General features: G+C 68.9%; 23 protein-coding genes, 1 tRNA gene and 1 pseudogene. 15 read left to right on the forward strand and 10 right to left on the reverse strand.

The features are described from left to right. Positions 1-221: 221 nt before the first annotated feature. The 5 genes and pseudogenes from O7604_RS06285 (at position 222) to O7604_RS06300 (ending at position 3355) form a co-directional block, all read left to right on the forward strand. Complete coding sequence (locus tag O7604_RS06285; protein WP_269702491.1) at positions 222-1304, forward strand: family 43 glycosylhydrolase; 1083 nt, start codon at positions 222-224, stop codon at positions 1302-1304. A gap of 41 nt (positions 1305-1345) precedes the next feature. Then, positions 1346-2170 (forward strand): hypothetical protein, encoded by an 825-nt coding sequence (locus tag O7604_RS06290; protein ID WP_269702493.1) that lies wholly within the window; start codon positions 1346-1348, stop codon positions 2168-2170. A 275-nt stretch (positions 2171-2445) separates the two neighbouring features. Further along, on the forward strand, positions 2446-2619 hold the full coding sequence (locus O7604_RS06295; RefSeq protein ID WP_013283846.1) for a hypothetical protein: 174 nt from the start codon (positions 2446-2448) through the stop codon (positions 2617-2619). Positions 2620-2693: 74 nt separating this feature from the next. After that, positions 2694-2846, forward strand: a pseudogene (locus O7604_RS29565) (DUF6882 domain-containing protein); the annotation flags it as partial. Positions 2847-2884: 38 nt separating this feature from the next. Continuing rightward, complete coding sequence (locus tag O7604_RS06300) at positions 2885-3355, forward strand: DUF6882 domain-containing protein (protein ID WP_281579095.1); 471 nt, start codon at positions 2885-2887, stop codon at positions 3353-3355. Between the two features lie 8 nt (positions 3356-3363). Here O7604_RS06300 and O7604_RS06305 read toward each other — a convergent pair. Continuing rightward, positions 3364-3439, reverse strand: a tRNA-Arg gene (locus tag O7604_RS06305). 416 nt (positions 3440-3855) lie between these two features. Between O7604_RS06305 and O7604_RS06310 the strand changes: the two genes are divergently transcribed. Then, positions 3856-5109, forward strand: a complete 1254-nt coding sequence (locus O7604_RS06310) for an ATP-binding protein (RefSeq protein WP_281579096.1) — start codon at positions 3856-3858, stop codon at positions 5107-5109. On the opposite strand, the gene O7604_RS06315 is transcribed toward O7604_RS06310, so the two are convergent. After that, a complete protein-coding gene (locus O7604_RS06315) occupies positions 5106-5306 on the reverse strand; it encodes a hypothetical protein (RefSeq protein WP_281579097.1) in 201 nt (66 codons plus the stop codon). The two genes, O7604_RS06310 and O7604_RS06315, sit on opposite strands and share 4 nt — an antisense overlap. Before the next feature lie 276 nt (positions 5307-5582). Between O7604_RS06315 and O7604_RS06320 the strand changes: the two genes are divergently transcribed. From O7604_RS06320 to gltX, 3 genes are all read left to right on the forward strand, one after another. Continuing rightward, positions 5583-6986, forward strand: coding sequence for a hypothetical protein (locus O7604_RS06320; RefSeq protein ID WP_281579098.1), 1404 nt, complete (start codon positions 5583-5585; stop codon positions 6984-6986). Positions 6987-6993: 7 nt separating this feature from the next. Then, a complete protein-coding gene (locus O7604_RS06325) occupies positions 6994-7881 on the forward strand; it encodes a phosphotransferase (protein WP_281579099.1) in 888 nt (295 codons plus the stop codon). A 99-nt stretch (positions 7882-7980) separates the two neighbouring features. Next, positions 7981-9390: a glutamate--tRNA ligase gene (gene gltX / locus O7604_RS06330; protein WP_281579100.1), complete on the forward strand. Its 1410-nt coding sequence runs from the start codon at positions 7981-7983 to the stop codon at positions 9388-9390. Between the two features lie 3 nt (positions 9391-9393). On the opposite strand, the gene O7604_RS06335 is transcribed toward gltX, so the two are convergent. The 6 genes from O7604_RS06335 to O7604_RS06360 are packed head-to-tail and all read right to left on the reverse strand — an operon-like array spanning position 9394 to position 14985. Then, positions 9394-10776, reverse strand: a complete 1383-nt coding sequence (locus O7604_RS06335; protein ID WP_281579101.1) for a hypothetical protein — start codon at positions 10774-10776, stop codon at positions 9394-9396. Then, complete coding sequence (locus O7604_RS06340) at positions 10766-11449, reverse strand: FkbM family methyltransferase (RefSeq protein ID WP_281579102.1); 684 nt, start codon at positions 11447-11449, stop codon at positions 10766-10768. Before O7604_RS06340 ends, O7604_RS06335 begins: the two co-directional genes overlap by 11 nt. After that, positions 11446-12165, reverse strand: a complete 720-nt coding sequence (locus tag O7604_RS06345) for a phytanoyl-CoA dioxygenase family protein (RefSeq protein ID WP_281579103.1) — start codon at positions 12163-12165, stop codon at positions 11446-11448. The genes O7604_RS06340 and O7604_RS06345 overlap by 4 nt, the downstream gene beginning before the upstream one ends. A 5-nt stretch (positions 12166-12170) precedes the next feature. After that, positions 12171-12824, reverse strand: coding sequence for a class I SAM-dependent methyltransferase (locus tag O7604_RS06350; protein ID WP_281579104.1), 654 nt, complete (start codon positions 12822-12824; stop codon positions 12171-12173). Further along, a complete protein-coding gene (locus O7604_RS06355; RefSeq protein ID WP_104115139.1) occupies positions 12824-14050 on the reverse strand; it encodes a methionine adenosyltransferase in 1227 nt (408 codons plus the stop codon). The genes O7604_RS06350 and O7604_RS06355 overlap by 1 nt, the downstream gene beginning before the upstream one ends. A gap of 17 nt (positions 14051-14067) precedes the next feature. Continuing rightward, the gene (locus O7604_RS06360) at positions 14068-14985 is read right to left on the reverse strand and encodes a radical SAM protein (RefSeq protein WP_281579105.1); all 918 of its coding nucleotides are present in this window, start codon (positions 14983-14985) and stop codon (positions 14068-14070) included. A gap of 285 nt (positions 14986-15270) precedes the next feature. Between O7604_RS06360 and O7604_RS06365 the strand changes: the two genes are divergently transcribed. From O7604_RS06365 to O7604_RS06385, 5 genes are all read left to right on the forward strand, one after another. Continuing rightward, positions 15271-16677, forward strand: coding sequence for an APC family permease (locus tag O7604_RS06365; protein WP_281579106.1), 1407 nt, complete (start codon positions 15271-15273; stop codon positions 16675-16677). A 5-nt stretch (positions 16678-16682) separates the two neighbouring features. After that, the gene (locus tag O7604_RS06370) at positions 16683-17687 is read left to right on the forward strand and encodes an acetamidase/formamidase family protein (RefSeq protein ID WP_281579107.1); all 1005 of its coding nucleotides are present in this window, start codon (positions 16683-16685) and stop codon (positions 17685-17687) included. 14 nt (positions 17688-17701) lie between these two features. Next, positions 17702-18385, forward strand: coding sequence for a GPP34 family phosphoprotein (locus tag O7604_RS06375; RefSeq protein ID WP_209959900.1), 684 nt, complete (start codon positions 17702-17704; stop codon positions 18383-18385). Positions 18386-18422: 37 nt separating this feature from the next. Continuing rightward, the gene (locus O7604_RS06380; RefSeq protein ID WP_281579108.1) at positions 18423-19091 is read left to right on the forward strand and encodes a GNAT family N-acetyltransferase; all 669 of its coding nucleotides are present in this window, start codon (positions 18423-18425) and stop codon (positions 19089-19091) included. Between the two features lie 271 nt (positions 19092-19362). After that, entirely contained in the window at positions 19363-20499 is a 1137-nt protein-coding gene (locus tag O7604_RS06385; protein ID WP_281579109.1) for a tetratricopeptide repeat protein, read from the forward strand. Here O7604_RS06385 and O7604_RS06390 read toward each other — a convergent pair. Both O7604_RS06390 and O7604_RS06395 read right to left on the reverse strand, forming a co-directional pair. Further along, positions 20419-20802, reverse strand: coding sequence for a methyltransferase domain-containing protein (locus tag O7604_RS06390; protein ID WP_281579110.1), 384 nt, complete (start codon positions 20800-20802; stop codon positions 20419-20421). The two genes, O7604_RS06385 and O7604_RS06390, sit on opposite strands and share 81 nt — an antisense overlap. A gap of 81 nt (positions 20803-20883) precedes the next feature. Continuing rightward, positions 20884-22344, reverse strand: coding sequence for a site-specific integrase (locus O7604_RS06395; RefSeq protein WP_281579111.1), 1461 nt, complete (start codon positions 22342-22344; stop codon positions 20884-20886). Positions 22345-22619: 275 nt separating this feature from the next. Here O7604_RS06395 and O7604_RS06400 point away from each other — a divergent pair, with 275 nt between their 5' ends. Continuing rightward, positions 22620-23948, forward strand: coding sequence for a hypothetical protein (locus O7604_RS06400; RefSeq protein WP_281579112.1), 1329 nt, complete (start codon positions 22620-22622; stop codon positions 23946-23948). The last annotated feature ends 68 nt before the right edge of the window (positions 23949-24016 follow it).

Here is a 24016-nt window from a genome sequence, read left to right on the forward strand (position 1 = left end):
TCATGTCGTCGCGGACAGGCCAGGACCTGCCAGGGTACCGACGGGTCCTGGCACCGGCCTGAGGGCCCGGCGGGTGACACGTCCCCTCGACGGAGCGTAACGCGGCAGGCCTCCGGGCGGCCCCGCTTCCCGCTCCCGGCTCCAGCACTCCGCCGTTGACGGCATCGCTGACCGTCGATACCGTTCCTCTGATAATTACCTTCATCAATCAAGGAGTGCCGGTGAAATTCTTTCGATCGCGCGGAGGGCTCGTCGCCCTCGCCGCGGCCGCCCTGGTAGTCACCCCGGCGGCGGTTGCGCCCGCCGCCGCATCCGCCGACGACCTGTCCACGCTGGCGAGCTCGTCCACCTTCCCGCTGGCCGACCCGGACACCCTGCTGGCGAAGGACGGCTCGTACGTCACCTACGGCACCACAGTCGGCGCCGGGACCGGCGCGCGCTGCGGCGCGACCGGCAGGTTGTACGTACCGGTCCTCGTCCACGGCTCCGGCAACAGCGTCGGCATGGCCGACTGCGCCTCGCACGACGCGCTGCCGTCCGGCCCCGGCGCCTGGGCGGAGCCCGGCGGCGCGATCTGGGCACCGGGCGTCGCCCGCTTCGACGGCCGGTTCTTCATGTTCTACACCGCCTCCCGCAAGGGCTCCGGGCAGAAGTGCATCGGCCGGGCCGTCTCCGACAGCGCCCGCGGCCCGTTCCAGAACCAGGGCGAGTGGGCCTGCCCGGACGCCGGCCGCTGGGCACTCGACGCCAACCCCTTCGTGGCCGGCGGGAACCTGTACGTCACCTACCGGGACGACGCCATCGCCTCCGGCGCCGAGACCGGCATCTCCACCGTCCGCACCGACGGCGAGGGCCGCGCGATCTGGGACACCCGCCGGGACATGCTCAAGAGCACCGACATCACCTGGGACACCGCCAAGACCAGCGGCGGTACGCACGTGGTCGAGAACCCGTCGATGTGGAAGGCCGCCGACGGCGACTGGTACCTCATGTACTCCGGCAACAACTGGGACAGCGCGCGTTACTCCACCGGCATCGCCCGCTGCGGGGCCAGTCCCCTGCCCGGCTCCCGCTGCACCCCCATCCGCGAGGGCGTGTCCCGGCCCTTCTTCGGCTTCACCGGAAGCGCCGGCCTCAACCCGATCCGCGACCTGCCCGGCAACCACCAGGGCCCCGGCGGGATGGACGTCTTCGCCGCCGCCGACGGCAGCGAGCGCGTGGTGTGGCACTGGTGGAACGGCTCCACCCGCTTCCCGATGACCGGCGTCCTGACCCGCCCCTCCACCGGCTTCCTCGTCTCGTAGCCGTGCCCCTCCACCTCGTAGCCGAACCAGTAAGGAGTCGCATGGAACGCGTCAGCAGACGACAGGCACTCGGCCTCGCGGGCGGCGTCGCGCTCGCCGGCACGCTCGGCCTCCCCGCACCCGCCGGTGCGGCGACCGCCTGGCGGAACCTCGGCGTCGTCACCGCCAACATCGGACGCGCGAACCTCGAAAAGCGCAAGGCCGCGATCACCGCGGTCCGCAACGCCCTCGGCATGACCGGCCCCGAGGACCGTCCGCTCGTCGGCTGGCAGGAGATCGGCGGGGGTGACGGCGACACGAAGGAGAAGGGCTGGATCAACGATCTGTTCGGCGAGCACTACCGCAACGTGCACCTCAACGACGGCGGGCACTACGTTCCGATCTCCGCGCCCAGGGTGTACGACGTGCTCGACAAGCGCGTCACACCCGTACACGACGGTCTGGCGGGTGTCTCGGTGAACCGCGTCATCTCCGAGGTCCTGCTGGCCGCGAACGACGATGCGGCGCTTCAGTTCGCGTTCCTCAACACGCACTTCGTGGCCGGCGCGTTCAACGGCCAGGAAGATCCGCACGAGGCGTGGCGCCGGAGCAAGTGGGCGCTCCACTTCGATGTCCTCCGGGAGCGGATCTCCAGTTGGCAGGACCGTGGCTACCCGGTGATCTGGACCGGCGACACCAACCGCAACCCGATGCCGAAGCTGTTCCCCGCGAAGGAGACGCGCGCCTTCGACGCCGGCATCGACCAGATCGGCTGGCTCCAGGGGTCGAACGGGGTCCAGATCCAGCTGCGCAACCGCAAGACGGTGCCCATGCACGTGGACGGCCACGACGCCCGCGTGGCGGTGCTCCAACTCCGCCGCGCCTGACCACACGCCTGCTCACCGTAAGCTTCGAGCTGGTCACTTTCGGTAGAACTCGTTCACGGAAAATTGCATTTGGCAAGAGATGGCACCGAAATTTTCTCGATGCGATGCATCTGCTTGTCAGGTACCCGACAGTGAATTACGCACTCTTGTGCTAGCTGTCCGTCGGGAGGATGCTCGAACCGTCGAACGGCACTGCGTCGCCTCGCACAGAGGGCGGCGCCCGGCTGCCACCGGACGCCGCATTCGACTCCACCGCTGCAACGGAAGGAGTCACGTTGACTGTAATCCCTCACGGGTCAGACTTCGAGACACCAGAGGACGAGGACGAAACCGTTGCCGAGCCGACCGACCGGCACCGGCTCATCCTGGCGTACATCAAGACGCTCAGTCCGATCATCGCCGCCGTCGTCGCCTGTATCGGGACGCTGGTGGCGGCGCTGGTCCGCTGACCCGCCGGCCCCGCGCTCCGGCTCCGGCCGGACGCGGGGCCGTCCCGTACCCGAAGGTCTGGCACACTGCGGCGATGCCGACGTTTGATCGACTCTTCGCCGAACATGTCGGCACCGGTCTGGCCCGCCAGTTGGCGCTGGCGGACCTGCTCGGCGAACGTGACTGGCAACTCGACGTGCCCGACGGCACCGTGACGTTCGGGACCGACCTGCGGTACCGCGTCCAACTCCTCGGCACCGAGAGCCACGACGACGGCACCTGGCTGTGGGCCTGGGCCAACGAGGCCAGCAACCTCCCCCGTCGCTGCTCCATCTCGCCGGCTGGGTCCGCGAGTACGGGCACCGCCAAGGGGTCGCCGAACTCACCGAGCCCACGTTCCCGCTCCAGCGCGCAGACGGTCACCGCCTCGCCCTGCTGGCGTCCGGCCTGACCGGCCGCTGCTACTACCGCGGGCCGTACGACGGCGGCGCCGTCTTCTTCCACCTCGACGACGCCCCGCCGCAGATCACCGCGCCGGTCCGGCCGGAACGGGTGCTGACCGTCCTGACGCAGGTCCTGCAGTCCTTCCCGGTGGAGCACCGCGTCGCCGTCGAGTCGTTCCTGCACCAGCAGGGATGGCGGCTGGATCGGGCGCCCATGTCGGTGACGGCGCAGGACCGTGGCGGCTCGGTCCTGCGTGTCGACTTCGACGCGATGGGCCGGGTCAGCAACCTGTCGGGAACGGTCAGCCCGTAGGCGGAATGTGGTGCCCCCGGCAGGATTCGAACCTGCGACACACGGTTTAGGAAACCGATGCTCTATCCCCTGAGCTACGAGGGCGCGAGGGCCCAGTCTAGCGACCTGGGGGTTCACCTGGGGTGGCAGGGAGTGGCCCCCGTTCACCCACGTTCCCCGGACCGCCGTTCTCGCAGCCCAGGAGCACACCTGGAGCACACAAACCCCGGTTTGCGACCGGCGGTCGGCTGCGGCGACCCGCGTTGGCACCGGTTCACCCAGGGTGGCATCCGCTAGGGAGCACACACCGCGCACATCATCGAAGGTCACGAGTGCAGCTTCCCGGCCCGGGACCCGCTGGCCGTAGATCGGGCACCGGCGGCGATGACCGACGCGCTGTCAGCCCTAACTACGCGCCTCGAACCGGTACCGGTGGGAGCAGCCGTAGCTCGGGTCAGGCCAATCGCCGACACGGTGAATGTCAGGTGCGTGCCGGCGATGTCTTCGGGCACAGTAAGCAAATGCGCTCGATCTACCTCAGCGCGGACACCCCGCGCTGGACTCCGCGCACGGAGTCCGACCTCCAGTCCGCGCTCGACCAGGGCCTGCTAAGTGAGTCGCACTACACGGACTTCAAGCGGGGGCTGAGCGCCGGAAGAAGCGCCAACAGAGAACTGGCACGCGACCTGGCGTCCTTCGGCATCGACGGCGGGACCCTCATCGTAGGCGTCGAGGAGAATCGGGACGGCTCGTTCGGCTTGTGTCCCGGACCGCTCCAAGGCTTGGCCGAGCGAGTAGAGCAGGTCGCCCTAACGATCCCGGATCCTCCGCTGCCCGTATACACGGAGATTATCCCCTCGGATGCCAATCCGGACGTCGGCTACCTCTTCGTGCACGTGCCGCCGAGTCCGACGGCACCGCATATGGTCGACCATCGCTACTTCGGTCGAGGCGACAAGACGAAACACCACCTCGCCGACGCAGAAGTGCGCCGCCTTCACGACCTGCGCCGGCTCACTGAAACCGACACGCTCACTCTCCTAGACGCCGAGTTCGACCGTGACCCGGTTCCGGTGGAACGCCGGTCGCAGTCGCACCTGTTCTTGCTGGCCGAGCCGGCCAATGGCCGCCCAGAGATGCTGCTGAGCCTCGTCTCCGGCCGTGAATGGCCACAACGCATGCTGCTGTTCACCCGCGGCGCGATCCTGAACCAGCCGACGAGCAACCTCAAATTCGCGCCCGAACTACTCTCCGCGACCGCCCATGCGCGCCGGGCCGCCGGTGCGGCGCTAACGAGCTATGAACTCACTGCGGACCGAAGGCTGCGCGAAGACTCGTACGACGAGGACGCCGTCGAGCTCGAAATCCACGAGGACGGCGGTCTCCGCATCTTCATGAGCCGGCTCAGCGACCAGATGACCAACCCAGATGAGCAGGTCGTCTTCGACGCCGGAGCGGTCATGTACACGCGACATTTAATCGCACTGGTGCTCGCGGCCGCCGACCAGGCGGGCTACGTCGGCAACTGGGCACTCGCGGTCGGCGCAACCAATCTCCGCGGTCGCCGCTCGTACGAGTATCGCAATGGCTGGAGTGCGACGGACGGTCCGCGATTCGGCGAGGACACCTACCGGAAGGCCGCCGTCGTCTCACACGCACAACTGCTGGCTACGCCCGGACAGGTAACCGGTCAACTCCTAGCGCGGCTGCTGCGAGCCCTAGGGACCGACGACAAATTTGCACCTTTACTGACTGACACGACTGAGAACTCCTAGCTCTTTGAGCGTTGGAGTCGGCGCCAGCAAACGATGGCACCGGCGAGGGTGAGGAACGCTTGGTGGATGTCGTCGCGGATCTCCCAGCGGGTGCGCAGGCGGCGGAACCAGTGCAGCAGGGCGATGGTCTGCTCGATGACCTGTCGGGTGCCGGGGCCGGAGCCGGTGTAGAGCACGAACAGGATCCCGCGCAACACCCCGCGGTCATCCAAGGGCTTGCGGCCCGGGAACCGATGCCGCCGGGCGGACGGGGTGGTAGCAGCGGTGCGATCTCGGCCCAGCGTTCGTCCGAGACTATCCACATCGGCTACTCACCCCTCCTCACGTTGAGAAAGCAGATGATCGCGCACCCGGCGCACAAGGGCGCCGCTACGAGAGGGAGAGGGGCGGGTTAACGCTATGGAGTCTTAGCGAGACAACAGGTAGCTTGGTCGCACCGCAAGCTGTGCGGACGCCTCATCACGGCGGGGTGCTTGTCGGCAGCGCATCAGACGCTGGAGGTGATTATGGTCGCCCGGATCGACCCGGCTTGGTGGACGTCGGGCACCTGGGAGGGGCGGCCGATCAGGCAGTTCCTGGGGAAGCGCGATGTCGCGGTGATCTTCAGGTTCCTGCACGCTCGCGGTGTGTCCTACGGGGCGATCGCCGCTCTGGTCGATGTCTCCGCCAACCGCGCCGCCGAAATCGCCAAGGGGGCGCGGCAGGTTACGGCCTACGAGGTGTTGGAGCGGATCGCCCTCGGTCTGAACATCCCGCGGGCTGCCATGGGTCTCGGCCGTGAGCAGGACGTGCCAGCCGTTCGAGAGGTTCGGTCATTACGCGCGCAGGTACCCAAGGGCGTCCCGCATTCACCCCAGCTGATGGGTGAGCGTCCATCCGCTGACGTGGGCGGTCTCGCTCGCCTGCGCGCGGAGCTGGACGAGGCACTCTCGTCCTCCACCGTGTCGCCTCGGCACCTTGAGTTGGTTGAAGAGTCGACGAGCGAGCACATGCGGGTCTATCCCTCTGCGGCCCCGACCGTCATGCTGTCGAGACTCGCGGGTGAGTGTGCCGAGGTGCAGGTCCTGTCGCGCCGGCGGCAACCCGCGACGGTTCAGGCCCGCCTGTCGGGCGCCGCAGCTCTACTGGCGACGATGTGTGCCGACGCGCTCATGCGACTGGGTAACGCCAGTGAAGCGCGGTTGTGGTACCGGACGGCGATCCACGCCGCGGACGACAGCGCGGACCCGCGGCTCCAGGTGTTGGCGCGCGCCCAGGCGGCGATGCTGCCCTACTACTTCGGTGACCCGCACCAGACGGTGGCGATGGCGGATCAAGCGCTCGCCATCACGACTTCGGCGTCGCCGTCCGGCGCACTGGCAGCCGCCGGACGTGCAAGGGCGTTGGCCCGCCTCGGGGCGGCTGACCAGGCGAGAGCGGGGATCGAGCAGGCGCACCGCATGTTCGACGAGGCAGGGGACGACGACAGCGACGCAGCGTTCCGCTTTCCCGCGAAGCGGCTGCTGTTCTACCTGTCCGGGGCAAGGACATGGCTTGGCGATACGAAAGAGGCGTACCGGATCCAGGACGAAGCTCTGAGCTTGTACGGTCCCAGGCCGAGGGTGCCGATTGATCCTGCCCTTATCGCCCTGGACCGTGCCCTCTGCCTCGTGCGCGACCTTCGATTCGCGGAGGCGGCAGTGGCCGCCTGCGCCGCCGTCTCCGGGCTGCCCGAGCTGCAGCGCACGGAGATCGTCCTGTCCAAGGCGGCTGAGGTCGTATCAGCGATTCCGCAACCCGCACAGGGCAGGGAGGTGGTGGAGCTGGCGGAGTACGTGCGGGCGTGCCGCGAGCGGAGCCGTACGCTGGCAGCCGGAACTGCTGTGCGCGAACCCTAGGGGCCACATGTTCGTCGAGGCACGAACGCGTCCGATGCTCGCCGAGGTGTGTCGGGGATTGGGCTGCTCTGCTGCCGACGCGCAGTTGCTCCGGCATCACACGAACGCTGTGTACGCCGTGGGCGACGTAGTAGTCAAGATCGCTCCGCTGGAGTTCGGACTCGACCGCTCACGGACGGTGGTGGCGGTCGTTGACTGGCTGTCGGCCAAAGGCTTCCCGACCGTGGGTCTGTGCTCCCAGGTGCCGGCTCAACCGCTCGTGGTCGACGGGCACGCCGTCACGGTGTGGCAGCGTTTGGACCCGGCGGACGACAACCCCGTCACCACTGCAGAGCTCGGGCAACTCCTGCGGGAACTGCACGGCTTTCCGATGCCGCCGGTGGAGCTGCCAAGGCTTCAACCAGCCGAGAGCGTCCGCAGATCCGTGGACAACGCCCACCTCATCGACGATCTGGACCGCGACCTGTTGCTGAACCGGCTCGAGGATCTCAAAGCGGCCTGGTCGTCGATGGCGTTCCCGCTGGGAGACAGCCTGATCCAGTCCGACCCCCAGACCCGCAACGCTCTACGACGGTTCGACGGTACCCCGGTGCTGGCTGACTGGGACGGTATCGCGATCGGGCCGCGAGAGTGGGACATCGCCACCGTCGCGGTTCACTGTCGGCGATTCGGTGGCGGCCGGCAGGCCTTCGCGGACTTCACCGCCAGCTACGGCTGGGACGCCACCACCTGGTCGGGCTTCGAAGAGCTCTGCCGATTGCGTGAACTCCAGATGATTGCCACCAACGCGCGCAAGTCCCGGCCCGGCACGTCGGCAGCCTCCGAGGTGCATCGCCGGCTTGACGGCCTTCGCAACGAGAATGGCACCGAGCTGCGTCGCTGGCAGATTCTCTGACCGGAAGACAGACGGCGCTCCACCCTGGCGCGCCCGGACGCGGAAATTCGGCCCGGGATATGCGGTTAAGCGACCGCCTCGAATCGGTACGCTGCGTGCATGGCATCGCCAAACTCCCCGGTCCGCGTTCGATTTGCCCCATCGCCGACAGGCATGTTCCACGTGGGTAATGCCCGCTCGCTGCTTTACAACTGGGTGCTGGCCAAGCAGTCCGGCGGCACGATGGTGCTGCGGATCGAGGACACGGACGCCGAACGCAGTAAGCCGGAGTGGGTGCAGGGCATCATCGACGCCATGGCGTGGCTCGGCGCCGGCCCCGATGAGTACGAGGGCCCCCTGTTCCAGTCCGCCTATGTCCAGCACCATCGCGACGCCATCGCGAAGCTGCTCGCGGCAGGTCAGGCCTACTACTGCGACTGCGTGCGTACGCAGGTCGTGGAGCGAACCGGCAGCGAACACAAGGGGTACGACGGTTACTGCCGCGACCGCGGGCTGGCCGCGACCCCTGGCAGCGCGGTGCGGTTCCGGACGCCGGACGAAGGTCAGACAGTCGTGCGGGATCTGGTGCGCGGCGAGCCCACGTTCGACAACGCCACGATCGAGGATTTCGTCATCGCACGTGGTGACGGCTCCCCGGTGTTCCTCCTCGCGAATGTCGTCGACGACATGGTCATGGGCATTACCCATGTCATTCGCGCCGAGGAGCACCTGCCGAACACGCCCAAGCAGCAGTTGTTGTGGGTGGCGCTCGGGCACGAACCGCCGGTGTGGGCCCACGCGCCGATCCTGGTCAACGAGAAGCGGCAGAAACTGTCCAAGCGCCGGGATCGGGTCGCGCTGGAGGACTTCCGCGCCGAGGGGTACCTGCCCGATGCGATGCGCAACTACCTGATGCTGCTCGGCTGGGCCCCCTCCGGTGACCGGGAGATCGTCCCCTGGGACGACATCGTGACGGAGTTCCGGATGGCCGACGTCAATCCGTCGCCGGCGTTCTTCGACGTCAAGAAGCTGCGGGCCTTCAACGGCGACTACATCCGCGCGTTGAGCACAGAGCAGTTCATCTCGGCTTGTCAGCCGTGGCTGCGCGGTGAGTACGCCCCGTGGCGGGCTGAGGACTACGATGACGTCGCCTTCGCCGCTGTCGCACCCTTGGCGCAGACCCGGGTCGCGGTGCTCAGCGAGATCGTCGCCATGGTCGATTTCCTGTTCCTGCCGATCCCGTCGATCGACGAGGCGGCTTGGAAGAAGGCCATGACCGGGGAGGCTCTGGCGCTACTCACCGAGGTGGCTACCGCTTTCGAAGAGGTGGAGTGGGATGCCGAGTCGCTCAAGCGCACGGTCGAGAAGTTGGGGGCAGTTCGCGGGCTGAAGCTGGGTAAGGCGCAGGCGCCGGTCCGGGTTGCCGTGACCGGCCGTACCGTCGGGCTGCCCCTGTTCGAGTCGTTGGAGGTGCTCGGTCGGAGCCGTACTGCCGCGAGGATCAGGAGTGCGATCGACCGGCTCTCGTAGGGTCTAGGTGGTGCCGCTTCTCTGAGTGGGGGCGGCGCCGCTCCCTACGGGTGGCGGTTGCAGGTCGCCGATTCCGGTGCCGAGGAGTTCGTCAGCCATTCGGAGAGCTACCACGACGCTCTCCTGCTGCGAGATGCCCACGGGCAGGTGCTTCCGCGCGAGTTGAGCCCGAAGAGCGGTCCCCCGCGGTCCGTTGATGACCTCGATCGAGCCGTGCGCCTCGTCGGGCCGGCACGCTTCAAGCCCGCGATCGCGCCAGCGAACGTGTCGCCTCGCCAACGGGACCGGTTGCCCGATCATCGCGAGCAGGTTGAGGTCGGTGGTGTCGTTCAGGGCGCGATGCACGCTCTCCGTCAGCCCGGGTCCGGCCGCGTCGACGCCGCGCAGGCCCTCCCTGGCGAGGAGCGCGCTCGCGTGGACGCGGACCCGCAGAGGTGGCGGTGCGGCCTCGAAGGCCGAGGTCACCCTGGTGTTGAGGTCGGTGGGGCGGAACCCGCTCCGGGTGAGGATTCCGTCGACGGAGAAACCGCCGCGGTAGCCCAGCCGGCGGCGCAGGGCCTCGCCCGTCCACCGGGTCAGCTCGATCAGGCCTCGCTGTCGGGCCACGGGCATGGGTGCGGTGCCCGCGCAGAGGAAGGTCCCGTCGGCGGGCCGCCGCGGTACGAGAAGCTCCAGTGGGGTGAACGCGACAGTCGACTCGACGAGCACCAATCCGTGCAGGCGGCAGGGCACGCCGGGGAGCATCGGCATGACGCGGATCCGCCGTCGCCCTGCCGACTCCGCCCGCGGGCTGGATGTGCCCGCGCTCGACCATCGGATGTCTCCACCGCCGGCCGAGGGCTCGGCCCTGCACGTCTGCCCCGCGGAGACGATTTCGGTCCCCGGCGGGAGGACAGGCTGCCACAGCGATCCTGGCTCGTCGTACACCACTGATTCGGCGCGCGGCAGGCCGATCGAGTCCCACAGCACATCCACCACGCTCTTGTGTTCGAAGAGGCTCCAGCTCGGGTGCTTGATGCCGATGCGCGGCCGGCTGCCTGTCACCGGCGGGTTCAGAGGGTCGGTGACGAAAAGTGCTGCTCGCCTGTCGGGATCGAAACGATCCACGAGTGCGCTCAGCGGTGAGTCCGTCGCGAGGGTGGCGAGGAGAGCGTGCCGGTCCGCGAGCAGTTGGGCTGCGCTGCGGGTGCCGGGCGGGCTGGGCAAGGAGGCGAGGAGATTGCCGTCGAAGGCCAGGACCAGGACGTCGGCCGCGCCCGCAGCCGCCAGCAGATTTCGCCAGTGCGGCTCGTCCGCGCTGTGGGAGCAGAAGACCACCGCACTCTCACCGGTCACCTTTGGCCGGATCGCGGTGGCGAGCGCTTCGAGGAGATCCTCATCTCGCATGGCGCCACCGTCGCTGGCTCACCGGATCCAGCCCTCGCAGGACGAGGTTGGCTGGAGTTCGATGTATGAGCTCGAAGCGATCAGCCCCGAGAGCGCGGATGATCCGCTCCTCACTGCGGTCAGGGTCTCGGGAGTCGTACTCGATGATGACGATCCCCGGGCAGTGCTCGGCCGGGTCGAAGGACGACCAGACGTCCAGCTCTGTGCCTTCGACATCGATGTTCAGGAGGTCGACCCGCTCGATTCCGAGGTCGTGGAGCAGGTCTCCGAGCCGGAGGCAGGGAGCGGTGCCCACGGTGTAGCCCTGGCCCCGGTCACCCAGGCCGGACCAGGAGGGCTTGGCGTCGTACTGGCTGAAGGTCTGCTCGCCGGCGGTGTTAGAGATGGCGCAGTGGCGTACCACGCAGTGGCGTCTCGTCAGGGACGCGCGGTTCCGCGGATCAGGATCGACGCACAACCCCGTCCATCCTCGCCTCTCGAAGTAGAGGGTGTTGCTACCCCGAACCCCGTCGCCTGCCCCGACATCGACGAAGACGCCACGCGCCGGAACGGCCAGGTGTTCGACGAGCCAGCGGTCCTCGCCCCACTGACCGAAGTACGGGTGCGGTTGGGTGTACGGCGGGTCGAAGGCGCTGATGGTCGCTCGGTCCGGCGGATTCGGTGCGGCGGTCATGAGCCGCTCGCCGAGTAACCGAGAACCAGCAGTCGCCGCGGTCTGTCGGTGCTGTTCGGCCCGCTGGCGTGCACGAGCGCGGCATCCCAGGCCAGCAGTGATCCCGCTGATGCCTCCAGCGTCACCGCCTGATCGTCGGGCGCGTCATCGTCCGGGACGACCGGCCCCTGGTTCGGTGTCGGCTCGTGTCGCACAGGGCGTCGGTGACTGCCGGGCCAGACCTGCAGCGCCCCTGCGGCTGCGGCGCAGTCGTCGAGACACAGCGCCACCGTGATCACCCGGTCGTAGCCGCGCGCCGCGAAGTACGAGGCGTCGGAGTGTTTGCGGACGTCCTCGCCGAGAACCGGCAGGTCGGCCCAACCGGCGGGGTCGGCGAGTGCCGCCTTGTAAGTGACCTTGTCCTCCATCAGCGTCGCCTTGGCGGAGAGCATCGACGAGGCGAGGAATCCGATATCTTCGCTCGCCGCCATACCCGCGAAGGCCGGTGCGAGATCGACGACAGGTTTGATCTTGAAGACGTACGGTCGGCCGTCCGGCAGGCGCCACCAGGTGAGACGAGGATGCGCCGTCCGCAGCGACTCGGTCTGGCTGATGATCTGCTCGAATGCCAGGTCGGCGGCGGCGCGCAGCTGGGACAACGTCTCGCGCTCCAGGAATCCCTCGATGGCGAGGTAGCCGTCCTGGCGGAAGCGGTGCCGGAGGTCGTCGCCGGTCACTCGCATCATTGGACCCCTTTCCGGGCGCACGGCACGAGGAAGTCACCCGTCGGCTTCGTCCAGCCGCTCGGCAGTTGATTCGCAGGGATGGTTACCTTCGTTGCGCTCCAGCCCGGGAGGAAGTGGTCCAGCACTTCGGCGCGCGCTTCGGGCAACTCGGTGCCGCTGTGGAAGAAGCTGAAGCGGCCTCCGGGCCGCAGGACAGGGATCGCTACCCGTTCCACGAAACTGGCGAAATCGGCGTCGGCGTGCCCGTCGGGCGGCCAGGTGTCGTACATGATCGCGTCGATGCTCTCCGGCTCAAGATCGAGCACCTGCCATGGTTCTACGACAACCGTGACGGGACATGACAGGTACTCGTGGACTCTCGGCGCGACCAGGTCCACGACCGCCGGATGGGGTTCGACGGCGGTGTAACTGGCGGGTCGCAGCGGCGCGATCTGCTGGGCGAAGACGCCCAGGCCAAGGCCGATTTCCAGCACGTGGGCTCCGTGTTGGTCTCCGAGTAGCGCGGCGGCGTGCTCAGCCATCAGGGCGGACTCGGCGAAGAACATCACGTACGTGCCTCCGAGGCGGAGGCCTTCGTCATCGATCATGGCCGGGCGGGCGCACAGCTCGCGGAGATGACGGAGATGAACCTCGTCCAACGCCGGCGGCATCAGCACGGCTCCTGCACGCGGAAGCGACTCACCGGGTCGGTCTCCAGGAACCGCTGGATGTATCCAGGCGCCGTCCGCATCGCTGCCCGAGCGAGTGCCTCGCCAGCGGCCCCGATGGGCGCCTCGGACCGGATGAGCACGTACGCCGGATCGTCCAACTGGCCGCCGTTGCGTGCCGCGATGAGCACCTCGGCGTACGTCCCGAGCTCGGCCATGATGCGTCGTGCCAGTTCGTCGGCTACGGCCGTGTAGATCTTCCCGACGTGGTGAAGCGGGTTCTTGCCTGCGGGCGCCTCGCCGCTCGCCGGACGAAGGGGCTCGATCGCCCCGTTGTACCGGTTGCCCCGTCCGACAGCGCCACAGTCTCCCTTGCCCAGTGAGGTGCCGAAGGGTGCGAGGTAGCCACGACCGGGCACGTCCTTGGTGTTCAGCGACAGCCGTGCCCCAGTTGCCGTCGGTGTCTCGTCGAGCACCCGCTTGAGCTCACCCTCGATCTCGTCGCGGATGGCGTCCAGCGCCGTCCGATACTCCGACCAGCCGTGAACGCTGGCGGGATGGAAGGGCACTGCCGCGGTCACGTCCAGTTGGCCACGGTCGCGGACCACCATGACTTTGACGTCGGTGCCGGTCTGGTAGCGGGTTCGGAAGGTGGCGCCGGTCAGCAGCGTCTCCAGTCGGACCGCCGTCCGCGCCGCGATGCCACGAAGGCTCGTCCCGGCGCACACGACGGTGTCGTTGGCGACGGCCTCACTGGCGAGTACCTTCGTGATCCCGGCAGCCGTCCGAGGCTGGTAGAACTCCCTGTCGTGATCGACCCCGGTGCCGGCGGTGTTGTTCACGTGAATGCGCAGGTGCCCAAGGATTGCCGGGTCGTCCAACGTACTGGTGAGAACAGCGCGGACCGTGTCGTCGAACAGTTTGGCGACGGATACATCGTTGCCGTCGATCCGCTCCGTGACCTTGCCGAAGAGGTAGCAGTCGACCGGCTTGCGGATGTCGTACCCACCGAAGCGAACGTCGGCGGCCGCGCCCACCAGCGTCACCTTGTCCACCCAGTGGTTCGGCACCGCACCGAAGCGCTCCCGGCAGGTTGCGGAGTAGCGGCGGGAGAAGCTGTCGGCGACCAGGTCCGCGAGGCTGTCAGGGTGGCCGATGCCCTTGCGCTCCGCGACATCGAACGGTGACTGGTCGGGGTGTACCGCTCCGAGGCTGGTGATGACCTGCATGGCGCTTTCTCCTCTCCTCACGAACGCGACGGGGCAGCGGCGGCGGACGCGGGCTGTGGCGGATCGACGAGGTACGCCATGCACTGCGACAGGACCAGGACACGCTTCGCCGGGCACGGCTCCGGTGCGGAGGCGGGCCGGAAGGTCCCGTCGTAGAGGTTCCCGTAGCTGGTCGGCACAGAAGCACACCGCCGGACCTCACCGGTCACGGTCACCTTGAAGGAGGTCATCCCCGCCGTGCAGGGCTGGCCGCGGAAGGCGAGCATCCCGTCGAGGTACGGCCGGTTGAAGGTGTACTCGCCGGACTTCTCCAGGATCAGCTCACGCTCCGCGTCGGTGTACGCCTCGGGGTACCGGCGACCGTCGTAGACGCCCTTGAACACCTTGGCCCGCAGCGGATCCACCCCGAGAGCCGCCAGCGACGCCAAGTCGTCGCGTAGTCGCGGGAGCAGCGGCGGGAAGAGCACGTAGAGTGCCACCACGTCGAAGCCGGCCCCGCGCAGGATCCGGAACGACTCGGCGTACTCCGTCATCGGCAACCCGAGGCGTTCCCGCTCCGGTACGTGCAGGGCCGCCACGATCTTCGCCACCCGCGTCGGGTCCACCTCGTTGGCGAAGCGGGTGACCAGCTCGGGCGACGCCAGGTTGGTGTTGATGCTGATCCAGTTGCGGCGGGTCAGCCCGGCGCAAAGTTCGACGAACCCGGGAAACAGGAACGGCTCTCCGCCCGACATGTGCACGAGACTCGTGCGGTCGAGATCCTCGAAGCGCCGCACCACCAGGTCGGCGTCAGGCTCGTTCAGGTGCTTCTTGTTCAACACGTGACGAATCTGCGGATGGCAGTACTCGCAGAAGAAGTTGCAGCGGTTCGTCAGGTGCCAGTCGAACTCCCACTCCCACGGCGCCGGGTCCGACGTCATCGCTGACACACGCACCGGTCCCACCTCCCCACGCTCGGCCGCCGACATCGATTCGACGGATACCGATGTCAACTCTGGCGTTGAGGGTGTTGACCGGGACACCTCACGGTGGGGTCCCACGGTGGCCCCTCACCGTGGGCTGTCCCACCTGCCGTGATCACGTAATCGTTCATTCGTCCTGCGCTGCCAGGGGTGCAGAACGGATCACCGGGGCGCAGGCACACGTAGGGCGCGTGAGTTACGAGAGGCAATCCTCCGCATGCGCCCTCATCCAGTGCCGATGCAGGAGGAGGGCATCGAATGTTTGAACAGAACGACTTGGCCCGTTACGGCTATCGCCAGGAGTTGGCTCGGAGGTTGCGCTTCCGGGACCTCTTGGCCTACGGCCTGGTGTACATGGTGCCGATCGCGCCGATGGCGATCTTCGGCAGCGTGTACGCCGGTTCCGGCGGGATGGTGGCCCTGGCGTACGCGGTCGGTGTGGTCGCGCTGGTGTTCACCGCGTTCTCGTACGCGCAGATGGTCAAGGCGTTCCCCATGTCCGGCAGTGTCTACAACTACGCGGGCCGAGGTATCAGCGCGCCGGTCGGGTTCCTGGCTGGCTGGGTGATCCTGCTCGACTACGTCCTCGTACCGGGCCTGCTGTACCTGGTGGCGTCGGTGGCGATGCACTCCACCGTGCCCGCGGTGCCGGTGTGGCTGTGGTTGCTCGGGTTCGTCGCGGTCAACACGGTCGTCAACTCGGTGGGGATCCGGATGACCGCGATGGTGACCCGGGTGATGCTCGTCGGCGAGCTGATCGTCCTGGCGATCTTCCTCGCCGTCGCCGGTTGGGCCCTCGCCTCGGGCAGGGGCCGGTTCAGTTGGGATGCGTTCTACAACGCCGACACCTTCACGTGGTCGCTCGTCGCGGGGGCGGTGTCGATCGCGGTGCTGTCCTTCCTCGGCTTCGACGGGATCAGCATGCTGGCCGAGGAGACCAAGGGCGGTTCCCGGCAGATCGGCCGGGCGATGGCCGCCGTCCTCGTCTTGGCCGGCGTGCTGTTCATCGCCCAGACCTGGCTGGCCGCGATGCTCGTCGCCGAGCCAGCCTCGCTGCTCAGTGACGGTGATCCAATCGGCACCGCCTTCTACGACGCGGCGCAGGTGGCTGGCGGAGGCTGGCTGGCAACGTTGTGCGCGGTCGCGACAGCCATCGCGTGGGGCCTGCCGAACTCGATGGTCGCGCAGGTCGCCACGTCCCGGCTGCTGTACGCGATGGCCCGCGACCGGCAACTGCCCGGCTTCCTGGCGAAGGTGTCGATCCGCCGGAACGTGCCGATCAACGCCACCCTGCTCACCGGCGCCGTGTCCCTCGCGCTGGGCCTGTTCATGGCGACCCGCGTCGACGGGATCACGCTGCTGTCGTCGCTGATCAACTTCGGGGCGATGGTCGCGTTCCTGGTCCTGCACGTCTCCGTCGTCGTGCACCACCTCATCCGCCAGCGCAGCCGCAACTGGTGGGCACACCTCGTCATGCCCGGTATCGGCTTCGCGATCCTCACCTACGTGGTGGTCAACGCGAACATCGCCGCGCAGCGCCTCGGCCTGGCCTGGCTCGCCCTCGGCATGGTCGTACTCGCCGGCCTGTACCTGTCCGGCCGCCGGCCCGCCCTGTCGGGCCTTGCGCCCGCGCAGCCGCAGGCCCGCCACGTCGGGCGGGTGTAGCGACCATGGACACGATCACCTACCGGCCCGCCCGCGACGAGCTGGCCTACACCTTCGGTGGCCGGATGCCGGTGGCCCACGTCCGCTCCGGCGACGTGCTTCAGGTGCACACCGAGGACTGCTTCGGCGGGCTCGTCCGCGGCCCGGCGGACCTGCCGTCGCAGGTGTGCCGCATGCCGTACCTGAACCCCGTGTGCGGGCCATTCTTCGTCGAGGACGCCGAGCCAGGTGACACCCTCGCCGTTCACCTCGCCTCGATCGTTCCGGCCCGCGACTGGGGAGTCTCCTCGACGTTCCCGCACTTCGGGGCACTGACCTCCACCTCGCACACGGCGACCCTGCAGCCGCCTCTCGAGGAGCGGGTGTGGGTGTACGACATCGACCAGCAGGCCGGCACGGTCCGCTTCCACGCCACCGACAGCGATCACACGGTTGACCTGCCATTGGACCCGATGATCGGCACTATCGGGGTGGCCCCGGGCGGTTTCGAGGCGCGTTCGACCATCGTGCCCGACAGCCATGGCGGGAACCTCGACACACCGGAGCTGCGCGCCGGCACCACCCTGTACCTGGGCGTGAATGTGCACGGGGCGATGCTCGCCCTCGGCGACGGCCACGCCCGCCAGGGCGAAGGTGAGGCCTGCGGCGTCGGGGTGGAGATCGCCACAACCACCACCCTGATCATCGAGGTCATCAAAGGCGTCCCGACGGTGTGGCCCCGCCTCGAGACCGACACGTCGATCATGTCGGTCGGCTGTGCCCGCCCGCTGGAGGACGCCTACCGGATCGCGCACCGCGACCTGGTCGGCTGGGTGGGTGACCTCACCGGCCTGGAGCAGCTCGACGCCTACCAGCTGGTGTCGCAGGCGGGACGGGCGCCGATCGGCAACGTCTGCGACCCGAACTACACGATCCTCGCCGCCGTCGACAAGCTGCTGCTTCCGCAGCCGCAGGCCGCCTACGCCGGGGTGCACGCCCGCCTGCGGCAGCACGCCAGCGGGCCGCGGTAGGGGACGGAATCGAGATGACCTCGTCCATCCCGCAGTTGCCTTTGCGGGACGAGTTGTTCCTGCTGGGCCACGACGACGACACCGGCCAGCCGCACATCCACCGCCAAGCCCTCGCCCTCGGCCTGGCTGGTGCGGTTCTCATCGACCTGTTCCTCGCCGGGCGGATCGCCCTCGACACCACCGATGACACCGGGCCGGGCGGGGAGCAGCGGCTGTGGCTGCACCTGGACCGCCCGGTCGGTGATCTGATCGCCGACACCGCCCTGGCATCGATCCGCTACGCCCATCCGGCCCCGCCGCTGCGGGGGTGGCTGCGCGGGTTCGCCGCCGACCTGTACGACCGCACCCGCGCCGGCCTGCACGCCGGCGGGATCCTGCGCCACGACGTGCGCCGCCGCCTCGGCGGGCTCGCCCGCACCGACCGCTACCTGCCCACGGACCTCAAGTGGCCGGTCGTCGCCCGCGCCCGGCTGCACTACATCGCCGCCGGCCGTGACCAGCCCGACAACCACACCGCCGCCCTCGGCGGCCTCGTCGCGACCCTCGGCCTGACCAACCACCTGTACCTCGCCGACGACACCGCCGCCCTCACCGTGCAACTGCGCACCATCGCCGCGCAGCACCACCGGCAGGTACGCGACATCACCGCCGCCGTCGACGCCGCCGTCGGTGACCTCGCCACCGCCACCTACCGGTAAGCCCGCCCCACCCACCCGCTGCCCTTGGAGGCATCCCATGGACGTCATTCCGCGTATCCGTGCCGCCCGGTGGGCGGACAAGGAACCGGTCGCCGCGCTGATCGCCGACGCCCTGCATTCCGGCCCGCTCGCCCAGTGGCTGGTACCCGACCCGACCTGCCGGCGGCGGATCCTCACCGACGTGGCGGTCATCTGGGTGGAACACGCCATGTTCTTCGGCGACATCCAGATCACCGACGACCTGAGCGCCGCGGCGATGGGGTTTCACCGCTACCGCAGCATCCCGCCACCGTCGAACTACCACAGCCGACTGACTTACGCCGCCGGCCCGCACGCGCGGCAGTTCGAACTCCTCGACCAACTACTCACCAAGGTCCGACCCACCGAACCTCACTACCACCTGGCAGTTCTCGCCGTTCTTCCCGCCGCCCAGCGGCGCGGTATCGGCGCGGCGGTGCTCACCCACCATGAAAGCCGCGTCGACCGCATCGACATGCCCTCGTGGACCGAAATCGCGCCCGACAGCCAGGACCTGTACCGCGGGCACGGCTACCTCCCGAGACCCGCGCTCACCCTGCCCGACGGGCCGGTCCTCGCCCCGATGCGCCGCAACCCTCACCCGAACCGCAGCTCCTGGCCTCTGAACACCGCCAGGCCGGCACCCGTCACCGCCGCGGCCCGCGCCCAGTCCGACGCCCAACGCTAGGCCCTGGGTTTCGGTAGCCAGGTCCGGCTACCGGCTAGCACCGCCCCTCTCTGTCGCCGCCCCGCGTCGTCGCCCACCCTCTGCGTCGGGCCCACATCGGTGCGTCCAAGCCGGTCGCCCGCCCGTAGAGGGAGGGCAGCGGCGACCGACGTGGCCGGCGACGACAGCCCCCCACTGTCGTCGCCGGCCACACCCTCCGCTCACATGCACCGTCTGCGGATCATTACGAAATTCACAAACCCGGCGCCGCTCCCACCGTCTGAACGCAACCATGAACCCCAAGGAAGGAACGCCGATGCCGACGCGGACGACAGCCATCCCCGCGTGGACACCCGCCTTCGTCGCCGAGGTCGTCGCCGCGACCATCGAACAAGCCGCCGTCCACGGCCTGCACCAAGCGCCCCGGGACGTTGCCCGCAGCCACCACCTGTCGCCCGCGACGGTTGAGGAATGGGTCTCGCGGGCCCGCGCCGTGCAGGCCGCGCCCGTCCCACCCGGCCTCCTGGCCTGCCACACCTGCGCGCGATCCATGATCCTCATCCAGCTGCCCGGCAGCGGCAGGGCATACCTGTGCGCGCCGTCCTGCGGGCGCACACCGGTGCCGGCCGACGAGATCCGCGACGCCGTCGCTGCGGTGATCCTGCACCGCACCCCACACCTCGTCCCACCCGGCAAGACGACCCAGGCCGCCTCCTACGCGCTCGGCCCTATCCAACGCGTCACCGTCGGCGCGACCGGCACAGACCTGCACATCACCTGGAGAGCCGTCTCCCTACAGGTCACCGGCCCGATGATGGCCATGGCCCAGCGTCTACACCTAGCCCAGCGCCACGCCGCCGACAACAAGCCCGAGCGTGCCATCGACGTCCTGCGCAGCGGGCTCCTGCACATCGACCCCACCAACAGCCGGCTCGCCCTGGACACCGCGACCGCCCGCGCCGCCGCGCTTCTGGCCGCCCTCACCCTCACCAACGGCGATTCAGCCGCCGCGCTCCCCTGGGCCCAGTGGGGACACCGCAGCCTGCGCCACCTCCTCCGAGACCCCACCAACCCGGAAGTCCGCGCCGCCCTGCGCGTCCTGGCCGCCACCCACCGCGCCGCCGGGAACCTCACCGCCGCCGCCGACTGCTACAGCGACCTCATCCGCCACCACACCCAGGCCGACGGACCCTACGCACTACCGACCCTCGCCACCCAAGCCACCCTCGCCGTCGTCCTGTACGAACACGGCCGCCAGGAACCGGCGCAGCAACTCCTCGCCCGGACCATCGCCGATCACCGCCGTGTCCATCCCCGCCACCCCGCCATCGCGCGCATGACAGCCGTCCTATACCGCATGCACACCACAGCTACCGTCCCTCGGGAAGGCGGTGGCGCAGACCGCCAGGTCGAAGGTGTCGTCGGGTAACGGCACGGTGGTGAAGTCGCCCTCGACGACGGTCACGTCCTGGCCGGTCAGGTTCGTTCGCAGCCGGGCCACCAGCCGGCCACCGAGTTCCACCGCCAGCACCGACGTGCAGGCGTCCACGAGGGGACGGGTCATCTGCCCGGTTCCAGGTCCGATCTCCAGGACGCGCGCACCCGTTCGCAGCCCGCGCTCGGCAAGCACCTCGTACACCCGCGGCGGGTGTCCCGGCCGGGCCGTTTGGTAGTTGTCCGGGTCCTCGTCGAAGCTGCCCCGCCGGCTCAGCCGCTGGTCGTCACCGCTCACGTCGCGAGCGTATTCGCTCAGGTGACCGGGTCGGGCGTGGCCGCACGCGGTCGTCCGCTGCCGCTTCGATGGAGGTGGGTCTCACCCCGCCTTGCGGCGCTTCCGGTTGATCTTCTTGGCGACGGCATCGGCGGCGTCCTGGTGCATCCGTTTGGTGACGCTCTGGTAGGTGTCGCGGGTCAGGGTTGTGGTGGAGTGGCCGAGTTGCTCGGAGATGACCTTGATGTCGATGCCGGCGTCGAGGGCGATGGTGGCGGCGCTGTGGCGCAGGTCGTGCAGCCGGATCGGGGGTAGCCCGGCTTTGCGGACGAGTTTGCGGAACCGTTGGGTGACGGCGTTGGGGTGCCACGGCTTGCCGTCGGGGCGGACGAAGAACAGGCCGGTGTCGGGCCATGTGTCGCCGGCGGCGAGTTGCCAGGCGGCGCGGCGGGCCTTGTATGCGGTGAGGACTTTGGTCGTGTCGGTGTCGAGGGCGACGTCGCGGTTTCCGGCCCTGCTCTTCGGTGGTTTCTGCACGGCGGTGTAGCCGTGGGTGGCGATCTGGTTGTTGATGGTGGTCTCGCGGCGGTGCAGCCGCACCTCGCTGTCCCGCAGGCCGCACGCCTCGCCGCGGCGGGGTCCGCGGTAGGCCATGTAGTGCCACATGGGGTGCAGGTCGGGGGCGTGTGCGGCTGCGTAGTCGAGGAACTGCACGACCTGGGCGTCGGTCCAGACCATCACCGGTCCGGGGACTTCGCCGGTGGTCTTCCACCGCTGTACGCGTTCGTCCTCCCACACGATTGGTAGGGGCCGGTCGGCGGGGACCTTGATCAGGGCGGCGGGGTTGGCGCCGACGAGGAGTTCGTCGGCGAGGGCGTCGTTGATCGCTTTGCGCAGGCAGGCGCGGATGCGCTGGCGTGTGCTGGCACCAGTGGGTCGCACGCCGGTGACCGACGCGCGGATCGCTGGGTCGCTGCTCGCCTTCGCGGCGGCGATCTCGTCGTTGCGGCGCTCGATGGCGGCGAACATGGCGCGGATGTGGGTGGTGCGCAGCTTGTCCAGCGGGATGTCGCCCAGGTGTGGGATCAAGTGGACCCGAGCGATCGATTCGTAGCCGCGCTGCGTGTTCGCGTCGATCGTGAGGTGGGTCAGCCAGCCGGTGAGGTACTCGGCGACGGTGGGCATGTCGGCGAGCGCACCGTCGCCGCGCAGCCGCTGGCGGATGCGGTCGACCTCGGGCAGGGGACGTTTGGCGCGTACGGCGGTTTGCAGCAGGTCGGCGATCTCGGTACGGCGGCGCCGGTCACCGTCGGCGAGGGCGAGCAGGTCGCGGGCCTGGTCGAGTTCGTCGGCGGCGGCACGCCGGGTGGGAAAGCTGGAGCGGCGTAACTGCCGGCGCCCGCCATCGGTGGTGGGTGGCAGTTCAAGTTGGTAGGCCCAGTGGCCGTGGTCGGAGCTCCAGGCGCGGTTCGCGCGGCGTAGTTTCGGGCAGTCGTTTCCCAGCGGCTTGCCCGTGTCGGGGTGGCGGCAGCCGCAACGCTTGAAGATGCTTCCGTCTGGCATCAGAGGTGGTGCTCCCGTTCATCCTCGGTGGTGGGGCATCGGTTTGGTCGATCGACATCCACGCGTGACCGGCGGCCACAATCAAGTCACCGCGGTGCCAGGTCCGGTGGGTGGTCCATGCGCTGGGGCCGGTGACCGGCGAACGTCAGATGCACCCTGCTGCGGAGTCTGGGATCCTGTCTGGTTCGCGTGAGATCGGGCATGGAGGACGGCCAATGGTGGCGGCAGATGACGTGGCGAGGGGCCGGGCGCGACGCCCACAGCTGCACGCGGCAGTGGGCCAGCTGATGGCGGCGGTGCTCGGCGACTTGGCCGCTCGCGACGGCGTGCCGGTGTTCGCGACCGTTCCCGACTTCGGCGAGTGGCACCGCCACGGGCAGGAGTCGTTCGTCGCGATCCGCCGCGGCGCCTGGCAGATGCCGGCCCGGGTCACCGACTACCGATTCTTGGACACCTTCGCCGAGATCGGGGCGGTGCGGGCGGTCGTGGCCGCCGACGAGGTGCTGCGTGAGCGGGTGGACTGCCTCGTCGGGGTGGAGTTCGCCCTCACGCTCCGGCAACTGGGGCCGACGCTGGTTAAGCACGTCCTCGAACCCATGGTTGCCGCCGTCGGGGGTTACCGGTTCGACCAGGAGGCCTTCGACGCCGCGTACAGCAGGTTGGAGGACGGTCTGCTGGCCACGCGGGCGCGGCTGGTCGAGGTGGTCCCGCTCAACGCCTTCACCCCCACCGCGGGCATCGAGGCGGTCACGTTGCCCGACGGCCTGGTACTGCAAGCGATGAGCGACCGGCAGATGAGCGCCGCGATCGGCTACCTCGCGGTGCCGATCGCCTTCGCGGGCGGCCCGACCTCGGTGACCGTGTCGCGGTTCCACCAGTGGGCCCTGACCCGCTGCACCTCGTACCCGGTGTGCTCGGCCATGGACGTACCCGCCCAACCGACGGCGCCGGAGTCTGGCGCGCTGGTCGAGCCAGCCAGCCGTCTCGTGACCGCGCTGCGGCTGGTGTGCGGTAGGTCCGTCACCGCGACTCGGGCGATCCGCTGCCCACCGGACGACGACTTTCCCCAGGGGCTGGGGCCGACGGCGTCACTGTCGGCGCTACCCGCCTTCGACGAGAAGCGACCAACGATCCTTGGGCAAGAGCAGGTCGAGGCGGTGCGCGAGGCATACGACCTCCTCGCGCATCCCGCAGCACGGGAGAATCGGGGTCTGCAAACCGCGCTGCGCCGGCTGGTCCTGGCCGGGGCCGACCGGGTACCGACCGACCGGCTCATCGACCTGATCGTCTGCGCCGAAGTGCTGTTCATCAAACTGCCAGGCCTGCCAGCGGATCGTTGGAAGCAGGACAAGATCGTTGACGGAGCGAACGCGCTCTTGGCGGACGACCCTGTCCTGCAGGCGCCGCCCGAGCGACTCGAGGCCCTCCTGCGTCTGGGATACCGGCTCCGCAACGACGAGATGCACGGCGACGACCCGAGCAGGCAGGAACTGCACACCCTCACCGGGCAGCCGGCAGATCGCCTGTCAGCGGTCGTGGATGACATCGAGCGGGTGTTGCGCCGCGCTCTGGTCCGGCTTCTCTCCCGCGTCGTCGAGCAGTAGCCAGGGCGACTGCACCGGCACGGCGTACGAAGCCGTGCCGGCGAACAATGCGTACTACCCGGGCGGGG

It is taken from the genome of Micromonospora sp. WMMA1947, assembly GCF_027497355.1.
Taxonomy (GTDB): Bacteria; Actinomycetota; Actinomycetes; order Mycobacteriales; family Micromonosporaceae; genus Micromonospora.